Annotated in this window: 16 protein-coding genes and 1 other RNA gene; 7 read left to right on the plus strand and 10 right to left on the minus strand. The window is 69.0% G+C overall.

Annotated elements, in window-relative coordinates:
* The 5 genes from EV644_RS08635 (at position 1) to rnpB (ending at position 2439) form a co-directional block, all read left to right on the plus strand.
* On the plus strand, positions 1-744 hold the full coding sequence (locus EV644_RS08635; protein WP_132187706.1) for a succinate dehydrogenase/fumarate reductase iron-sulfur subunit: 744 nt from the start codon (positions 1-3) through the stop codon (positions 742-744).
* Positions 741-1121, plus strand: coding sequence for a fumarate reductase subunit C (locus EV644_RS08640; protein WP_132187705.1), 381 nt, complete (start codon positions 741-743; stop codon positions 1119-1121). The genes EV644_RS08635 and EV644_RS08640 overlap by 4 nt, the downstream gene beginning before the upstream one ends.
* Positions 1118-1477, plus strand: coding sequence for a fumarate reductase subunit FrdD (frdD, locus tag EV644_RS08645; RefSeq protein ID WP_132187704.1), 360 nt, complete (start codon positions 1118-1120; stop codon positions 1475-1477). Before EV644_RS08640 ends, frdD begins: the two co-directional genes overlap by 4 nt.
* A 181-nt stretch (positions 1478-1658) precedes the next feature.
* On the plus strand, positions 1659-2027 hold the full coding sequence (locus EV644_RS08650; protein ID WP_132187703.1) for a DUF952 domain-containing protein: 369 nt from the start codon (positions 1659-1661) through the stop codon (positions 2025-2027).
* Between the two features lie 7 nt (positions 2028-2034).
* Positions 2035-2439, plus strand: an RNA gene (gene rnpB / locus EV644_RS08655) — RNase P RNA component class A.
* A gap of 58 nt (positions 2440-2497) precedes the next feature.
* Here rnpB and EV644_RS08660 read toward each other — a convergent pair.
* Both EV644_RS08660 and EV644_RS08665 read right to left on the minus strand, forming a co-directional pair.
* Entirely contained in the window at positions 2498-3268 is a 771-nt protein-coding gene (locus EV644_RS08660; protein ID WP_132187702.1) for a DUF899 domain-containing protein, read from the minus strand.
* A 274-nt stretch (positions 3269-3542) separates the two neighbouring features.
* On the minus strand, positions 3543-4052 hold the full coding sequence (locus EV644_RS08665; RefSeq protein WP_242001012.1) for a GNAT family N-acetyltransferase: 510 nt from the start codon (positions 4050-4052) through the stop codon (positions 3543-3545).
* 46 nt (positions 4053-4098) lie between these two features.
* Here EV644_RS08665 and EV644_RS08670 point away from each other — a divergent pair, with 46 nt between their 5' ends.
* Positions 4099-4668 (plus strand): TetR/AcrR family transcriptional regulator, encoded by a 570-nt coding sequence (locus EV644_RS08670; protein WP_132187701.1) that lies wholly within the window; start codon positions 4099-4101, stop codon positions 4666-4668.
* Here the strand turns inward: EV644_RS08670 and EV644_RS08675 are convergent.
* The 5 genes from EV644_RS08675 to EV644_RS08695 form a co-directional block, all read right to left on the minus strand.
* Positions 4657-6093, minus strand: coding sequence for an RNB domain-containing ribonuclease (locus EV644_RS08675; protein ID WP_132187700.1), 1437 nt, complete (start codon positions 6091-6093; stop codon positions 4657-4659). The genes EV644_RS08670 and EV644_RS08675 overlap by 12 nt on opposite strands.
* Before the next feature lie 72 nt (positions 6094-6165).
* Complete coding sequence (locus EV644_RS08680) at positions 6166-7302, minus strand: bifunctional RNase H/acid phosphatase (protein ID WP_132187699.1); 1137 nt, start codon at positions 7300-7302, stop codon at positions 6166-6168.
* Complete coding sequence (locus tag EV644_RS08685; protein WP_241997934.1) at positions 7299-8210, minus strand: zinc ribbon domain-containing protein; 912 nt, start codon at positions 8208-8210, stop codon at positions 7299-7301. Before EV644_RS08685 ends, EV644_RS08680 begins: the two co-directional genes overlap by 4 nt.
* Complete coding sequence (locus EV644_RS08690; protein ID WP_132187698.1) at positions 8099-9232, minus strand: Nif3-like dinuclear metal center hexameric protein; 1134 nt, start codon at positions 9230-9232, stop codon at positions 8099-8101. Before EV644_RS08690 ends, EV644_RS08685 begins: the two co-directional genes overlap by 112 nt.
* A gap of 108 nt (positions 9233-9340) precedes the next feature.
* Positions 9341-11002: a glycoside hydrolase family 13 protein gene (locus EV644_RS08695; protein ID WP_132187697.1), complete on the minus strand. Its 1662-nt coding sequence runs from the start codon at positions 11000-11002 to the stop codon at positions 9341-9343.
* Between the two features lie 168 nt (positions 11003-11170).
* Here EV644_RS08695 and EV644_RS08700 point away from each other — a divergent pair, with 168 nt between their 5' ends.
* Complete coding sequence (locus tag EV644_RS08700) at positions 11171-12379, plus strand: ROK family protein (protein ID WP_132187696.1); 1209 nt, start codon at positions 11171-11173, stop codon at positions 12377-12379.
* Between the two features lie 9 nt (positions 12380-12388).
* On the opposite strand, the gene EV644_RS08705 is transcribed toward EV644_RS08700, so the two are convergent.
* From EV644_RS08705 to EV644_RS46155, 3 genes are all read right to left on the minus strand, one after another.
* Positions 12389-12961 carry a GNAT family N-acetyltransferase gene (locus tag EV644_RS08705; protein ID WP_132187695.1) on the minus strand — a complete coding sequence of 191 codons (573 nt, stop codon included), beginning with the start codon at positions 12959-12961 and terminating at the stop codon, positions 12389-12391.
* Between the two features lie 29 nt (positions 12962-12990).
* Positions 12991-14262 carry an alpha-L-fucosidase gene (locus EV644_RS08710; RefSeq protein ID WP_132187694.1) on the minus strand — a complete coding sequence of 424 codons (1272 nt, stop codon included), beginning with the start codon at positions 14260-14262 and terminating at the stop codon, positions 12991-12993.
* A gap of 73 nt (positions 14263-14335) precedes the next feature.
* Complete coding sequence (locus tag EV644_RS46155) at positions 14336-14512, minus strand: hypothetical protein (protein WP_242001013.1); 177 nt, start codon at positions 14510-14512, stop codon at positions 14336-14338.
* Positions 14513-14616 lie beyond the last annotated feature (104 nt).

Below are 14616 nucleotides of genomic sequence, written 5' to 3' on the forward strand. Positions count from 1 at the left end.
ATGGCCGACCAGATAACCCTCGAGGTCGCACGCTACCGGCCGGGGCTGGACACCGAACCGGTGATGCAGTCCTACCAGGTGCCGCTGCGCGAGCACTGGGCCATCCTCGACGGTCTCACCTACATCAAGGACCACCTGGACGGCACGCTCTCCTTCCGGTGGTCGTGCCGGATGGGCATCTGCGGCAGTTGCGGCATGACCGTGAACGGCGACCCCCAGCTGACCTGCGCCACCTTCCTCACCGACTACGCGCCCGGTCCGGTGCGGGTCGAGCCGTTGCGCAACTTCCCGGTGGTCCGCGACCTCGTCGTCGACATCGGTGACTTCATGGAGAAGTTGCCGACCGTCAAGCCGTGGATAATCCGCGACGTGGACAGTCCGGTCGAGGAAGGCGAGTACCTGCAGACGCCCGAGGAGCTGGACGAGTACAAGCAGTTCAGCATGTGCATCAACTGCATGCTGTGCTACTCGGCCTGCCCGGTCTATGCCCTCGACCCCTCGTTCGTCGGCCCGGCGGCGATCGCGCTGGCCCAGCGGTACAACCTCGACTCCCGGGACGAGGGCGCCGCGGACCGTGACGACGTACTGACCTCTCCGGAAGGGATCTGGGCCTGCACCTTCGTCGGCGAGTGCAGCGCTGCCTGCCCGAAGGACGTCGACCCGGCCGCCGCGATCCAGCGCTACAAGCTCACCGCGGCCACCCAGGCGGTCAAGAACCTCCTCCTGCCCCGGGGCGCACGATGAGCCTGTACCACCGGCCGATCCCCATCTTCTGGTGGCTCGAGCGTCGCTCCTACCTCGTGTTCGTACTCCGTGAGCTCAGCAGCGTGTTCATCGCCTGGTTCGTCGTGTACCTCCTGCTGCTGATCAACGCGGTCAGCGGCGGCAGCGCCGAGTACGAACGCTTCCTCGACCGGAGTGGGCACTGGTGGGTGGTCGCCATCAATGTGATCGCCCTGCTGTTCGTGCTGCTGCACTCGGTGACCTGGTTCGGCCTGGCGCCGAAAGCGATCGTGGCGCGCCTGCGCGGTCGCCGCGTGCCACCTCGCCAGATCGCGGTAGCGCATTACGCCGCCTGGCTGGTGCTGTCTGCTGTCATCGCCTGGGTGATCCTCCGATGACGACCCGCCGACCGCCCGCGCCCGAGCCGTTCCTCTGGCTGCTGTTCAGCGCCGGCGGCATGATCGCCGCCCTGTTCGTCCCAGTCCTCCTGTTCCTGTTCGGCGTCGCCTTCCCGTTGGACTGGCTGACCGCGCCCAGCCACGCCCACCTGCTCGCAGTACTGCAGAATCCCATCACCAGGTTGGTCTTGTTCGGACTGTGCGCCCTGGCGTTGTTCCACTGGGCGCATCGGTTCCGGTACACGCTGTACGACGGCCTGCAGCTCAAGAGGTTCAGCGTCCCGATCATCCTGTTCTGCTACGGCGGTGCGGTCATCGGATCGATCATCTCGGCCTACCTCCTGCTCCGCGTCTGACCTCCCGACCGGCGGGCTGGTGGGCTGCCCGTGGGTTGCTCGCTGGTGGGTTGTTCGGCGGCTGGCGCCTTACGAAACGCCAGTCGTCGAAGAACCCGCCAGCCAGGCCCCTGGATCGACGGAACCGGCCGATTGAGCGGCGCTGCCGGGCGGCTGACTGGTGCACCGTTAGGGTCGGGGCATGGCGTTGATTTTGCACATTGCCTTTGTGGAGCAGTGGGAAGCGGCGCACCGGGCGGGCAGCTACCGGATGTCCACGCGAGGGAAGAGCCTGGACGACGGGGCCACGTTCATCCACGCGTCCCGGCCCGAACAGGTGAGCCTGGTGGCGAACTTCGTGTACGCCGATGCCACCGAGCCGCTGTGCCTGCTGGTGATCGACACGGAGCGGCTGGTCTCCGCTTTGTGCGACGAGGACCTGGACGGGATCGGGATGTCGTTCCCGCACATCTACGGCCCGCTCAACCTGGACGCGGTGGTCGACGTACGGCCGTACGAGCGGGGTGCGGACGGCCGATGGCCCGATGTCACCGCTCAGGCCCTATCCTGAAGCTGAACGGGCCGGTCGGGCGATCGCGTTGTTCACCGGAGACGGTGGGCGCCGAGGAAAGTCCGGACTCCACAGGGCAACGTGGTGGGTAACGCCCACCCGGGGTAACCCGCGGGACAGTGCCACAGAGAACAGACCGCCAGCGGCCTGGATGAACCCCGTGGTTCATCCAGGTGCGGGTGAGGGTGAAACGGTGGTGTAAGAGACCACCAGCTCCGCAGGTGACTGCGGAGGCTCGGTAAACCCCACGTGGAGCAAGGCCAAGAAGGACGGCGGGCGACCGTCGTCCGCGCGAGCGCTCGAGGGCTGCCCGCCCGAGCTCGCGGGTAGGCCGCTAGAGGTGTCCGGCAACGGGCACCGTAGATAGATGATCGCCACCGACAGAATCCGGCTTACATGACCGGCCCGTTCACTCACTCCCCCAGCCGGGCGCGGCCCTGGGGCTCGGCCGCACCCCCCGGCTGACGGTCTCAGTGGCAGTGGTCGTCGGTCTCGCGGTGCGTGATGGAGGAGTCGCCGGCCTTGGCGCCCAGGCCGGTGGTGCGGCCCGCAGGTTGTTCCCACGGCTCCTGGCGGCCCAGGGCTGTGAGGTCTAGGGCGTTGGTGGTGAAGCCCATCGAGTCCGTGCCCCGGCCGTAGGTGGAGTAGGTGTGGTGGACGTCGTCCGCCACCCGCAGGAAGCAACTCAGGCCGTGCAGGTCGAACGGCTGCCCGCCCTGCACATGCTCGTTGTTCGGCACCTGGTCCCACTCGGTCTTCGTCCGGTAGTTGTACTCGACCGGCAGCACCGACTCGTCCATGGTCACGTGGAAGTCGAAGTTGAAGTCACTCCCGTACGACGAGTACCACGGGAACCTCCACCCCATCCGCTGCTTGAACGCGGCGATCTTCTCGTACGGCGCGCGCGACACCGCCGCGAAGGTGGTCCCCCGGGCGTTGAGTGAGTCCAGGTGGCCGATCTCGTCCGCGAACCCCGAGCAGTTCGGGCAGCCCGCGTCCCACTCCGGCTGGAACATGAAGTGATAGACGACCAGTTGCAGGCGGTCCTCGAACAGGTCGATCAGACGCGCCTGTCCCGCCGGACCCTCGAACACGTAGTCCTTCTCGACCTTCACCATCGGCAGCCGCCGGCGGTTCGCGTTCAGCGCGTCCCGGCGCTTGGTGAAGTCCTTCTCCTCCGCCAGGAACTTCTTCCGGGCGACCAGCCACCTCTCGGCCGAAACCACCTCGGGCAGGTTCATCGACATCTCCTCGGTCGGCAATCAGATCACCGGGACGTCGGAGCCGGTCAGACCTTCTCGACATGCCTCAGGACGGATCTGTCAGCCCAACCGCCAGTCGTCCGCTCCGGACAGGGTTCTCGTCCGCACCAGCACGCCACCACCGGCTCGTAGCAAACGGCAAGGTGATCACGGCACCGAGCGTCGCCCATCGCCGCGGCTGGTCCACCCCGAGCGCCTTCATCGACGTCTTCCGCCGCGCCTTCGGCCAGACGCCCGGTTCTACTGCTCTGCATTACCTGGTCAGGTCTACCTCGTAGGTCTGACTGAGCACTTCCTCGCCGAACAGGTCGTGCGGCTCGGAGCCAGTCAGCTTGAAGCCGCGGGCGAGGTAGATGTGCCGGGCGGCGACGAGCGGGTCGTTCGTCCACAGCACCATCCGCTTGTAACCGGCCGAGCGGGCGAACTGCAAGCAGGTGTCGACCAGTCGCCCGCCCAGGCCCTGACCACGCCCATCTGGATGGAGCAGCAGCAACCGGAGCTTGGCGGTCCCCTCGTCGGGACCACGGACGCAGAAAACGCAGCCGACGCGTTCGCCGTCCTGCTCGGCGATCCAGGCCGCCTCCAGTTCGGGGTCGTGGTCGCTCGCGTAGTCGGCGACGATCCGCGCCACCAGCGACTCGAACGCCTCACCCCACCCGTACTCCGCGGCGTACAGCTCGCCGTGCGCCTGGACCACCCAGCCGAGATCCCCCGGCCGGCCGAGCCTTCTGATCTCCACTGCCGTCACATCCATCACAGCCATCACCCGATCTACTGACACGACTGTTTCAGTAGGAGATACTAGACCGGTGTCCACCACGAAACCAGCCCCGTCCGCGCGGGAGACGGAGTTGCTCGAGCTCGCCTACGCGTACTCGCTGACGCACGGGCTGGCCGATCTCTCGCTGCGTCCCCTCGCGGCCGCGATCGGGTCGAGCCCGCGGGTGCTGCTGTTCCTCTTCGGCAGCAAGGACGGGCTGATCCGGGCGTTGCTGGCGCGCGCTCGCAGCGACGAACTGGACCTGCTGGAGCGCATCACCGACCGGTACGACGAACCGCCCGGGCTCGACGTGATCGCCCGGGAACTGTGGACGTGGCTGGCCGCAGAGGAGCGCCGCCCGCTGATGAAGCTCTGGGTCGAGGCCTACGGGCGATCGCTGGTGGCGCCCGACGGCCCGTGGACGGACTTCGCCCGCTCGACCGTCGACGACTGGCTGGAGCTTCTCAGGACAGCCCAGACCGGCAGTGGAACCACCCAGACGCAGCAAGCACGGCGTACCGCAGTGCTGGCTGTACTGCGGGGTGCGTTGCTCGACTTGCTCGCGACTGGTGACGTCAAGCGGACGACTGCGGCCGTGAACGAGTACTTAGCTCACTAGTGCGAAGGCGATCGTGCGCTTCGCGATGTCGGCCTCGACCAGCTTCACCCGCACCGGCTGACCCAGCGGCAGCGCGGCAGAGCCTGTCACCCGGCCCTCGATCGCGAGCGTGGTCAGCGCGACGATGCCGCGAGTGGGGTCGCGCTCGTCGACATCCGTGATCACTCCGTCGAAGCTCGAGCCGAGGTGGTCGGCGACCAGGCCGGCCTCGACCATGCTGACGATCGACCGTTCGTACGCGTGCGCCTTGCGGTCGCACTCGTCCATGATCTTGGGGATCTCGTCGAGCGACTCGCGGATCCACTGCGGCACCTCGGCGTCCGCGCACAGCGCCACGCAGATCTCGCCGGTCCAGCGGTCCACCAGCCGCCGCAGCGGCGCGGTGACATGCGCGTACTCCGACTTCATCGCGGCGTGCTCCGGCTGGTCGGGCACACCACCCGAGAAGGAGGTGTAGCCGGCGCCGCGGAAGAGCACCGTGCAGGCCGCCAGCATCGCCGCGTGCGCGGGCACCTTCGGGTCGAGCCCGTGGATGAACGCCGCGTACGACGTGCCGACAGGCCAGCCGATCCCGAGGGCCTTCGCGGTGTTCTCCAGCTTGCGGCGCAGATCGTCGTGGGACTCGGGCAGCGTCCGGAGGATGCCGATCTCGCCGTACATCATCAGGTGCGCGGCGCCCATCCCGGTGAGCAGCGAGATCTGCGCGTTCCAGCCCTCCACCGGCAGCGGCGCGCGGAACTCCAGTGTCCAGTCGCCGTTCGCGGCGATGATCTCCTGGTCCGGGATCGGCAGGTTGACGCCGCCGCGCTCGAGTTCGCGCCGCTCGCGGAGCTTGCCGACCTCGCGGAGCAACTGCAACGACTCCGACGCGGTACCGGCGTCCAGGTCGCGCTGCACGCCGGCGTAGTTCAGCTTGGCGCGCGACTTCACCAGCGCACGCTTGCAGGAGACGTCCGTGCCTTCACCCGTGGCGTCCACCGCGATGGTCCAGAGCAGCGCGGGCCGGACCTCGTCGGGCAGCAGCGAGGCCGCGCCTTCGGACAACTCCGGCGGGTGCAGGGGCGTGCGCTTGTCCGGCGCGTAAAGGGTCTCGCCGCGCTTGCGGGCCTCGACGTCGATCGGGTCACCCGGCTGGACGAAGGCGGCGACGTCCGCGATCGCGTAGTACACGGTGTAGCCGTCGCCGGCGCGCTCGATGTACAACGCCTGGTCGAGGTCCATCGAGTCCGGCGGATCGATGGTGACGAACTCCAGGTCGGTCCGGTCGAGCTCCGGCAGCCGGGGGTTCGCCGCCGCGGCCAGCGCGGCCTCGACCACCTCGGCCGGGAAGTCGGCCGGCACCTCGAGCTCGCGCCGGATCGCCTGCAGCGACGCGCGGAACACCTCCGGCACCTCTTCAGCGAAATGCACCCTTTGCAACGGCACGCGACCACTCCGTCCCTCCGCCCCGCACCTCGTTGTGCGGGGTCAGGCTCAGAGTAGTGGAGCCCGCACCACTCACGAGGGTTGGAGGTTGAAGGACTTCAGCGACGCGAGGCCGTCGGCGTACCAGTGGATCTCGGTGATGGTCGCGGAGCTCAGTTCCATCCGGAACAGCGACGTCATCGGGGCCTGCAGCACCGATCGCACCATCAGCTTGATCGGCGTCACGTGGGTGACCACCAGCACCGTCTTGCCCGGGTACGCCGCGAGCAGGCCGTCGCGGGCCGACCGAGCCCGCCGGGCGCACGCGTCGAACGACTCACCACCGGGCGGCGCGATCGACGTCGACCCCATCCACGCCTTCAGCGCGTCGGGCCATTTCTCCTGCACCTCGGCGAAGGTGTACCCGTCCCAGTCGCCGAACGAGCACTCCACCCAGCCCTTCTCGACCTTCACCTCGAGCCCGAGCGACTCCGCCGCCACCGCGGCCGTCTGCTGAGTGCGCCGCATCGGCGACGCCACCACTGCGTCGATCCCGCCGATGGTCGACAGGTACCGCGCGGCCGCCTGCGCCTGGGCCTCGCCGGTCGGGCTCAGCCCCGGGTCGTCGCCACCCGCCCCGGAGAAGCGCTTGTCCACGGTGTGGGCGGTCTCGCCGTGCCGCAGGAAGATCAGCTGGGTCGGAGGCTCGGTTTGAGCACCCCAACCCTGCAGGGCCTTCTGCTGGTCCGATGGCTCTTTCGCGACCGCAGCACCGGCCCCCGGACCGGTAGGGGCCTCACTGGGGCGGAGCGGGACCGGCTTGCCGTCGAGCGCCATGTTCGCCAGCGCGTCGGCGGCCGAGTTCTGCTCCCGCGGCACCCAGGTCCACTCGGTGCCGAACGGGGCCAGGCTCTGCGCCTTGATCGCCAGCGGCTTCATGTCCGGGTGCTTGATCTTCCAGCGCCCGGCCATCTGCTCGATCACCAGCTTGGAGTCCATCCGGACCTCGATCGAGGCGTCCGGCGCATACTCCCGGGCCAGCTCGAGTCCCGCGATCAACCCGCTGTACTCCGCCACGTTGTTCGTCGCGACGCCGATCATGACGCCCTTCTGGACGATCACCGCACCGGTCGACGGGTCGCGCACGAGCGCGCCGTACGAGGCCGGCCCCGGATTGCCGCGGGAACCACCGTCGGCCTCGACGATGACGTGGGACAGGCCCTGGCTCATACGTTGCTCTCCGCGGTGCGGACCAGGATCCGCCCGCACTCCTCGCACCGCAGTACGGCGTCGGGGGCCGCGGCCTTGAACCTGGTCAGGTCGGACGGGGCGAGCTCCATCCGGCACCCCATGCAGCGCTTGCCGACCAGCGGGGCGGCGCCGATCCCGCCGTTGCGCTCGCGGAGCCGCTGGTACATCGTGTTCAGGTCCTCGGGGATCTCCGCCGCCACGGTCGCGCGCTGGTCGCCGAGGCTCGCGCGCTGCTCGTCGAGCTCCTTGAGCGCGGCGTCCCGGGTGCCCTCGAGCTCGGCCTGGCGGCCGGCGAAGGCGTCGGCCCGGGTCCGCAGGTCGGCCTGCGTGGCTTCGGCGGCCTCGAGCCGCTCCATCACCTCGAGCTCGGCGTCCTCCAGGTCGGAGATCCGCCGGTCCAGCGAGCCGATCTCGTGCTGCAGGTTCTCCAGGTCGCGCGGCGAGGTGATCTGACCGGAGTCGAGGCGCTGCTGGTTGCGCGCCTTGCGCTGCCGGACCTGGTCGACGTCGCTGTCGGCCTTCTTCTGCTCACGCTGCAGGTCGCTCACCTCGGTGTCCGCGGTGACGAGCTCCCGGTCGACGACGGACTTCTCCTTCGCCAGCTCGGCGAGCGCCGCGTGCTCGGGCAGCGACTTGCGCTTGTGGGCGACCTGATCCAGCTGCAGGTCGAGATCCTGCAGGTCCAGCAGCCGGAGTTGGACGGCGGGCTCGGCGTTCAGAGTCGGCTCCTTAGTAGCGCGTTCAGTTGTCAGCTCTGCGGGGTCGGCCTGGGCCGTCAGAGCCGCAGGGTCCAGGCGTCGGTGCAGAGCGTCGAGATGTGAGTGTCCACGGTACTGCCCTGCTCTGCCAACCCCACCTTCAGGAGTCGTTCCGCGTCCCGCAGCCACGGCCATTCGCTGGCCCAGTGCGCGACATCGACCAGCGCAGGCCCCTCGTCGTACGCGCGGGCCTCGGTCGCGGGGTGGTGCCGCAGGTCGGCCGTCACGTAGGCGTCGACGCCGGCCGCGCGGACCCGGTCGAACTCCGAGTCCCCCGCTCCCCCGACCACCGCCACCCGCTCGACCGTCCGCTCCAGGTCGCCAGACACCCGTACTCCGTGCTCCGTCCGCGGCAGCGCCTTCTCCACCAGGGCGGCGAAGTCCCTGAGCTTCACCGGCTCAGCCAGTACGCCGATCCGGCCGCCGCCGAGGTCGCTCGGCAGCGAGGCCGTCTCGAACACGTCGAACGCGGGCTCCTCGTAGGAGTGCTCCGCCTTGAGCGCGGCGACGACGGCACGACGGCGGCTCCGGGGCATCACCATCTCGACCCGGCTCTCCGGCACCCGCTCGATCTCGCCGTGTCGGCCGATCGTCGGGTTCGCGCCGTCGAGCGGGCGGAACGTGCCTTCGCCGGTGCTGCTCCAGGCGGCCCGGTCATAGTCGCCGATCCGCCCTGCACCCGCGTCGGCGAGGGCGTCGATCATCGCCTGGGTCTGGTCGATCGGTACGTAGACGACGATCTTGTCCATCGGTGCGGCCGGCATCGCCTTCAGCGGCGTCGTATCGGTCAGACCGAGTGCGGCCGCGAGGGCGTCACTCACGCCGGGGTTCGCGTTGTCCGCGTTGGTGTGGCACACGTGCAGCGCAGTACCGGCCCGGATCAGGTCGTGGATCACCTTGCCCTTGGGCGTGGTCGCCGCGACGCTGTTCACTCCGCGCAGCAACAGCGGGTGATGCGTGACAAGCAGATCGAAGCCGCCCCCGATGGCCTCGTCGACGACCACCCGCATCGGATCCACCGCGAACAAGATCCTCCGCACCGGCGCCTCCAGCTCGCCAGTTACCAGCCCGACAGCATCCCAACTCTCCGCCCAAGCGGGGTCGTACAGCCGGTCCAACACCCCAACAACATCACCCAGAGTCGGCTCCACAGCCCCATCCTGCCCTGGGAGCGGATGGAAGCTACCTGGAGGGGCAGGTGGTAGACGCGCGAGACGGACCGCCAGCGGCGGCGGCGGTGCGTCTCGCGGTACTGGAGATCAGATCAGCCAGGCAGTGGTGTCCGACGGGAGCTTGTCGCCCTCAAGCGGGCCGCTGGAGAGGACTACTGCGCCATCCGGGAGTTCGATGGGGGCGGCGCCGAAGTTGGTGACCGACTGCCAGCCGCCGGGCCGGGTGAAGTGGAGGGACCACTCGACGCCGTCCACCCACTCCAGCGACTGGCTCGTCTGCAGACCGCGGCGTACGGCGAGGGCCTTGCGGTAGAGGCTGAGCGTCGAGTCGGGATCGCCCTCCTGTGCCTCCACCGAGTAGCCGCCGAACCAGGTCGGCTGCAGCAGGTGCGAGCCGCCCGAGCCGAAGCCGAAGGACAGCCCGCCGATCGTCCAGGGCAGCGGTACGCGGCAGCCATCCCGGCCCTTCTCGGCGCCTTTCGACCGGAAGTACGCCGGGTCCTGGAGACTCGCCGCCGGCAGTTCGCCGACCTCCTGCAAACCGAGCTCCTCCCCTTGGTACAGGTACGCCGAGCCCGGCAGCGCCAACATCAGCAGCACCGCGGCGCGGGCACGCCGGAGACCCTGCGCGACGTCGACCGTCGGCTCGGTGCCGTTGCTCAGCAGCCAGGCCTTACCGTCCTGCCAGGCGCCCTCCGGATCCTTCGGCAGCCCGTACCGCGTCGCGTGGCGGACCACGTCGTGATTGGAGAACACCCAGGTCGAGGAGGAGCCGTTCAGCTCGGCCAGCGCGAGGTTCTCCTCGATCACCGCGCGGAACTTGTCGAAGTCCCAGTCGGCCTGCAGCAGGTCGAAGTTGAACGCCTGCCCGAGGCCCTCAGCGCTCGCGTAACGAGCCCTGCGGGTGGCCGGCACGAAGGCTTCGGCCACGGCGGACCGGGGCGGGTCGTACTCGTTCAGGACCTTGCGCCACTCGGTGTAGATCTCGTGCACGTCGTCGCGGTCCCAGAGCGGGTGCGCGCCGTTCGACTCCGACTGCCGGGGCAGCGTGGTCTTGGAGGGCAGCGGCTCGCTCAGATCCTTCATCAGCGCGTGCGCCACGTCCACCCGGAACCCGTCCACGCCACGGTCGGACCAGAAGCGCAGGGTGGTCAGGAAGTCGTCGCGGACCTCGGAGTTGTCCCAGTTGAGGTCGGGCTGCTCGGCGGCGAAGAGGTGCAGGTACCACTGGCCGTCCTCGGTCCGCGCCCAGGCGGAACCACCGAAGACCGAGTCCCAGTCCGAGGGCGGCTCCGAGCCGTCCGGGCCGGTGCCGTCGCGGAACACGTACCGGTCGCGGGCCGGCGATCCCTTCGGCGCTCCGAGCGCCTCCTGGAACCACTCGTGCAGGTTCGAGGTGTGGTTCGGCACGATGTCGACGATCAGCTTGATCCCGGCGTCGTGCAGCGCGGCGACCAGGTCGTCGAAGTCGGCCAGGGTCCCCAGCCGCGGGTCCACGTCGCGGTAGTCGTCCACGTCGTAACCGCCGTCGGCCAGCGCGGACGGGTAGAACGGGCTCAGCCAGACTGCGTCGATGCCCAGCGAGGTCAGGTACGGAACACGGCTGATGATGCCCGGCAGATCGCCCAGGCCGTCACTGTTGGAGTCGGCGAAGCTGCGGGGGTAGATCTGGTAGACGACGGCTTGGCGCCACCAGTCGGCGTCGATCGAGTCGCGTGCACGGGTCACCTGGGTGTCGGTGCTGGTCAAGAGTGCCTCACTCGGTTCTGAAAATGGTCCAAGGGGGTGTTCGGACGGCTGCGGGGCAGCGGGTGTTTCCAGCTCGTTCCGGCGACGTTGCCGCTTGATTTATATAGATTCTAAATTTAGATTCTGCAGTATTGTGCGCGGGGTTCCGCGACGAGGTCAAGGGGGAATATGGCGACGACGCCGGCGGCCACGCCGCCGCTGCTCCGCAGGGTCAACGCGAGCAAGCTACTGGGCGTGCTCTCGACCGCCGGGGTGATGACAGGAACCGGCCTGATCGAGGCCACCGGACTCACCCGGGCGACCGTGCACGCCGTCTGCAACGACCTGATCGCGATGGGCTGGGTGGTCGAGCTCGACCCCGGCCACGACGCCCCCGGTACGCCGGTCGGGCGCCCCTCCCGCCGGTTCGAGTTCAACAGCCAGGCGGGCTACGTGCTCGGCATCGACGTCGGCGCGGCCAAGACCACCGTGCTGCTGGCGGACCTGCGCGGCGAGACCGTGGCCAAGGCCGGGCGCTCGTTCGCCGAGGTGAAGACGCCGACCGAGCAGACCGAGGTGGTGAACCAGGCCGTCCTCGAGACACTCGCCGCGGCCGGGGTGTCGGACCAGGAGGTGCTGGCGGCCGCTGTCGGAATCGCGGCGCCGGTCGACCGGGACGGCAACATCCTGGTCGACGACGAGTTCTGGCGTCGGTTCGACGCGGGGCTGACGGCCAGGCTGAGCGAGCTGCACGGCTGGCCCGTCCTGCTGGAGAACGACGCCAACCTCGCCGCTCTGGGTGAGCGCTGGCGCGGCCAGGCGCGCGAAGTGGACGACCTGGTCGTGCTGCTCGCCGGTGAGCGGTTCGGTTCCGGCCTGATGGACTCGGGCCGGCTGCTGCACGGAAGCCGCGGCGGCGCCGGTGAGATGGTCTACCTGAAGATGGTGGAAGGCGTCGGCGACACCGCCGGAATCGCCCGCACCGCTCGCGAACGAGGAGCCAAGGCGGTCGCGGACCCCGCAGTAAAGACCAGTCTTCGCGCCCTGGCGGGAGACAAGCCGGTGACGGCCGAGCTGGTCTTCGCCGCGGCGGCCTCCGGCGATCAAGTTGCCCTGGGCATCCTCGACGAGGTGACCACCCGGACGGCAAGGGTGGTGGCAACGCTCGCCATCCTCTTCAACCCCGAACTGGTGGTGATCGGCGGTGCCGTCGCCGAGGCGGCGAAGTCCTTGCTGCCCAGCATCACGGAGCAGCTCGCCGGCTTCACGGCGACGCCGCCGCGGGTCGCCGCCTCGTCGCTCGGTGATGCGATCGTGTCGGTCGGCGCTGTCCGCCGGGCCCTGAACTACGTGGAGGAGCACGCTCTCGACCTGCAGCTGTTAGCTCGCCGGACCTGACGTCGCGGCTCAGCCAAGGGACCAGCGGGGTTCGGCAGTCGGGGCCGGCGGCCTCCAGTCAGGGCGGATCAGGCTGTGCATGGCGGAGTCCCGCCAGCCTTCGCGGATCAGCACGGTCCGGCGGAGGGTGCCCTCGTAGGTCATGCCGATTCGCTTGAGCACGGCTGCCGACGCGCCGTTGCGGGGGTCGCAGGTCGCCTCCACCCGCTCGAGCCCGAGGACCTCGAAGCCGATCGCGCACAGCAGTCGCCCGATCTCGCCGGCGATGCCCTGGCCCCAGAACTCGTGGTGCACCGAGTAGCTGATCTCACCGCGCCGCCAGCGGGCGTTGCGGATGTTCAGCTCACCGATGCCGAGCACGCCGAGCTCCGGTTCGGCCGCCACCCACGGGTACCGCAGTTGCGGCTCGCTCCCCCAGGCCCCGATCGCCGCGGCGACGAACGCCTCGGTCTCCTGCTCGCTGTTCGGACCCCAGGGTTGGTAGCGGGAGGCAACGGGTTGCGAAGCCCACTCGTGGATCCGCGGCCAGTCGCCGAGCTCCATCGGCCGCAGAGTGATCTTCGTCAGGTCAAGTTCGCTCATCCACAGCAGGTTAACCCTGCCGACGCGGATCAGTCGCGGGTGTGGTGCTCGAAGAGTTCCAGTTCGCCGTCCAGCTCCAGCTCGATCACCGTGCAGTCGCGGTCGAGGGCGGTGTCGGAGTCGGAGTCGACGTATTCCCAGCCAGGCAGGCCGGCGTGGCCGCCCTGGCGCTGGGTGCGCAGCGTGACGCCGGAGCCGAGGATCGTTGCGCTGAGCACTTTGTTCTGCAGGCCACGGACGACGACGTAGTCGTTGGGACGGTCGAACACGAACAGATAAAGCTTCCTGCGGTCGGCCGAGACCGTGGAAGCGCCGTAGAAGGCGCCCAGCGGCAGGCCGCGGGTGGTGCCGTAGATGGCAGGCTCGTGGCGGCGGATCCAGTCGCCGAGCTCCCGCAGCCGCTCCACCTGCTCCTCAGGGATCGTGCCGTCCTCGCGCGGACCGACGTCGAGCAGAAGGTTGCCGCCGCCACCTATCGTCTCGGCGAACAACCGCACCAGCTGGCGAACGGACTTGTACGCGTGATCGTCGTGCTGGTACCCCCACGACTCGTTGATCGTGACGCACAGTTCCCACGGCCCGTCCGGTGGCACGATCGGCACTCCCTGCTCGGGCGTCGAGTAGTCGCCGAACCCACCGCGCATCCGCCCGTTGATCACCGCCGCCGGCAACTTCGCCTCGATCAGCGAGCGGACCTCGTCCATCCGCCACTGCTCCGGATCCCGCTCCCAGTCGCCGTCGAACCACAGCAGATCCGGCGCGAACCGATCCATGATCTCGGTCAGCTGAGCCCGGTGGAACGCCAGGAACCGCTCCCACGCCGCCGGGTCCTCCTCCCCCGCCGCCGGTACGGCGTACGGGTTGCCGCGTTCTTCGGCGGGCATCCTGGCGGGCCGGATCGACGCGTAGTCCGGGTGCGACCAGTCGAGGTGGCTGAAGTAGAGCCCGACCTTCAACCCGCGCCGGCGGATCGCGTCGACGTACTCCGTGACGATGTCGCGCCGGGCGGGGGTGGCCTTGACCGTGGACAGGTCGTTCGCCGCGGTGTCGTACAGCGCGACCCCGTCATGATGCTTCGAGGTCAGTACTGCGTACCGGGCGCCGGCCGCCTCGAACAGCTCCGCCCAGGCGTCCGCGTCGAAGTTGGCCGCAGTGAAGCCGTCGAGCTGCAATAGGTAGTCCTCGTGGCTGATCTGTCCGTTGAAGAACGACCAGGACTCGGGGATCCCGTTCACCGCGTAGATGCCGTAGTGGATGAAGATGCCGAGCTTGGCCTCGCCGAACCACGGTTGGATCGCCATCGCGCACTCCTCAGCTGAGGGACAGAGCTGCGCAATAGGATATAGGATTCTGCGCGTGGCTCCGCGCCGGTCTTCAGGGCACCCGGGTCAGGACCTGCGCGATCGCCTCCAGCACGACGAGGTTGCGGCCGTAGGTGACCGCGGTCGGAACGGCGGCGGGCACGATCGCCCGGTCCTCCGGAATCCCCGTGCAGAGCACGAAGACGTCACCCTCGTGGCTCTCCAGGAGTTCCTGCAGCGCGGCGCGCATCCACGGAGTACGGACCGCGTCCTGGACGGCGACGATCAGCGGGCGGCCGATGGCGGCAGCCTGCGCCTCGGACAGAGCGGCGGCGTCCTCACTGCGCAGTACGA

Source organism: Kribbella orskensis, assembly GCF_004342085.1.
GTDB lineage: Bacteria > Actinomycetota > Actinomycetes > Propionibacteriales > Kribbellaceae > Kribbella > Kribbella orskensis.